The sequence below is a fragment of the Zooshikella sp. RANM57 genome, assembly GCF_050749885.1.
Taxonomy (GTDB): Bacteria; Pseudomonadota; Gammaproteobacteria; order Pseudomonadales; family Zooshikellaceae; genus Zooshikella.
Genome location: NZ_JBOIUB010000033.1, coordinates 6,110 through 8,605 on the forward strand (window position 1 = coordinate 6,110; position 2,496 = coordinate 8,605).

The 2,496-nt window shown below is 36.7% G+C and carries 4 protein-coding genes; all 4 read left to right on the forward strand.

Annotated features, from left to right (window positions below):
• Positions 1-947: hypothetical protein (locus ACQ96U_RS26775; protein ID WP_431724348.1), on the forward strand; the 947-nt coding region annotated here is incomplete at its 5' end.
• 100 nt (positions 948-1,047) lie between these two features.
• Positions 1,048-1,284 (forward strand): twin-arginine translocase TatA/TatE family subunit, encoded by a 237-nt coding sequence (gene tatA / locus ACQ96U_RS26780; protein ID WP_431724349.1) that lies wholly within the window; start codon positions 1,048-1,050, stop codon positions 1,282-1,284.
• A 3-nt stretch (positions 1,285-1,287) separates the two neighbouring features.
• Entirely contained in the window at positions 1,288-1,557 is a 270-nt protein-coding gene (locus ACQ96U_RS26785; protein WP_431724350.1) for a hypothetical protein, read from the forward strand.
• A gap of 35 nt (positions 1,558-1,592) precedes the next feature.
• Positions 1,593-2,336, forward strand: a complete 744-nt coding sequence (gene tatC, locus ACQ96U_RS26790; protein ID WP_431724351.1) for a twin-arginine translocase subunit TatC — start codon at positions 1,593-1,595, stop codon at positions 2,334-2,336.
• Positions 2,337-2,496: the final 160 nt, after the last annotated feature.

Here is a 2,496-nt window from a genome sequence, read left to right on the forward strand (position 1 = left end):
CAACAGGGTACTTTCTCTCTGCTAAAACAAACTGGGAAGGTCGTGGCCAACTTTTTCAATTTCATGTAAATGAGTTAGTGTGGGAAGATGGTCACCATAATATGGTCATGCTCAATGACTCAATCAGTGACAGAGGTGCTGTTTGTAACAATGGTGATCAAGTTTATATCTATGATGATCATGCCACAAATGGTGTACCACAAATTGTGCCTATCTCATTATCCTCTTCCCCCCGTGATCTTTATGATGACTGGACTTACGATAAGTCAGACTTAATCCGTTCAGTAAAATGTGTGGCTGTACATAATGGGTATGCTTACGGTTTATGTCGTCTAACGAATTACACAGACGGAATGTATAAATGGCAAGCAGGCCAACGTCCACCAACTGAAAGTGACAGATTATATATTACCTCAAGTGATTTCCCTTCTGAGGACAAGATTCGTTGGGTATGTCGAACAGAGTCTAAGGTATGGGCACTCAGTTATTCTCGCCTTTACGAAATTGTTGGTAGTGACTTGGTACAAAGGGCGCAGTTTAGATCAAATGAAGATGAAAGTGATATTTTTGATATTTGTGTTTGTACGGAAGGAGAAACGGTCTATGTGACCACTAACAGTTATCCTATTGACAGTCATGATCCGAATTTTTCAGTTATGACGGCGATTGTGACCAACCGTATAGTCGAAGATGGCTTCTATCAACGTGAACTATTATCTGGCCATGGTCCCCTGCAAATGTCCACTGTTGTCCATACAGTTGACGCTACTCGGACTGAATTTATCAGTATGACTGACGAACGGACTCAACGTCAGGGTTTGTTATTAAAAGCTCAACCCAGAGACCTGGATCAGTCTTTAGATTTTATTGCAGGCGTCACCTTTCCCAACTCTGATGGTGGCTGGAATAGCTGTAAGCTATTAAGTAACGTACAAATGAAACGATAAGACAAACAGGCCAAGATCACTTAACCGAAAAGTGATCTTGGCCATACTTTTCAAGATAAATATTCATAAAACTATTTATTCACTTTATACGGGGTTTAACATGGCTGGTATTAGTATTTGGCAGCTTCTCATTATTGCAATTATTGTCATTTTATTATTTGGAACGAATAAATTACGTACATTAGGTAGTGATTTGGGAACTTCTATCAGAGGGTTTAAAAAAGCACTAGGTGAGAACGAGGATAAACAGAGTGATTTAATGGAATCCCCAATATTCGCTAAAACTAAAATTACGCAATCCCTCAAACCAAGTTCACAAACTAAACAAGAGGGATAGTGTATGTTTGGCATTGGGATGAGTGAGCTTATTTTTATTATTATACTTGGTTTAATAGTACTGGGGCCTGAACGTTTATGTCGATGTCTACAGACGCTTTCACGAACTATAAACTCATCCCGAAATGCCATTCAATCAGTTAAAGATGATGTTACTAATACTCTAGCAATGCATGATATTGAATCGCAGCTTAAATTACCTGTAAAAGAACTATCATTTACAGAAAAGGTTGACTGTACAGTAGAAAATACCAATCAGGAAAGTCATCAATAACGTTTTAAGTAAAAGAGTAGCGATGTAAATATATTATGAGCAATACAAACCTTCATAATGAATCAATTAATCCTTTTGCTCACTTAGCAGAACTCCGTCACCGATTATTCCATATTCTATTAAGTATACTGCTGGTTTTTTTAGGGTTACTTTATTTTGCAAATGATATCTATGAGTTTCTATCTGCACCCCTGATTTCCCAACTACCGGAATCTACTAGTATGATAGCTACGGAGGTTACATCACCATTGTTAACCCCCATAAAGCTGACTTTGATTACAGCGGTGTTTCTGTGCATCCCAGTCATTTTATATCAAGTTTGGCTATTCATAGCGCCAGGGCTTTATCAAAAAGAACGTAAGTTAATTATGCCACTGTTAGTCGCCACATCATTTATGTTCTATATAGGTGTAGCATTTGCGTATTTTATGATTTTTCCAGTCATTTTTAAATTTCTTACCAATATATCAATTGATGGCGTTGAGATTGCAACAGAAATTTCCAGTTACCTTGATTTTGTCATGACATTATTTATAGCATTTGGCGTGATCTTTGAAATACCTGTTTTTATTATTTTAATGTGCTGGGTAGGTATTATCACTCCCCAACAACTACAAAAAAAACGTCCTTATATATTTGTATTAACATTTATTATTGGCATGTTACTAACGCCACCAGATATAATCTCTCAAAGTCTACTTGCTATTCCTATGTATTTACTATTTGAAATGGGAGTATTTATAGCAAGAGTAATATACAATAATAAACATTGTAACTAAGTGAAGTTACGATTCTGTCGTAAAAATTATTTAGCTTAAAAATAAGCTGCTCATGGTACCATCGTGTTCCAGATTAAGTTCTTCAATTGCACTGTCATCATTCGTCATCTTGTCAGGCCGTCCGAGCTGGCATATATCATTTTTGAAAAAACTTTTAGCA

What these genes read in the sequence shown, in the direction of transcription:
- tatA (WP_431724349.1), top strand. Translation starts at nt 1,048, where the DNA reads ATGGCTGGTATTAGTATTTGGCAGCTTCTCATTATTGCAATTATTGTC.
- ACQ96U_RS26785 (WP_431724350.1), top strand. Translation starts at nt 1,288, where the DNA reads ATGTTTGGCATTGGGATGAGTGAGCTTATTTTTATTATTATACTTGGT.
- tatC (WP_431724351.1), top strand. Translation starts at nt 1,593, where the DNA reads ATGAGCAATACAAACCTTCATAATGAATCAATTAATCCTTTTGCTCAC.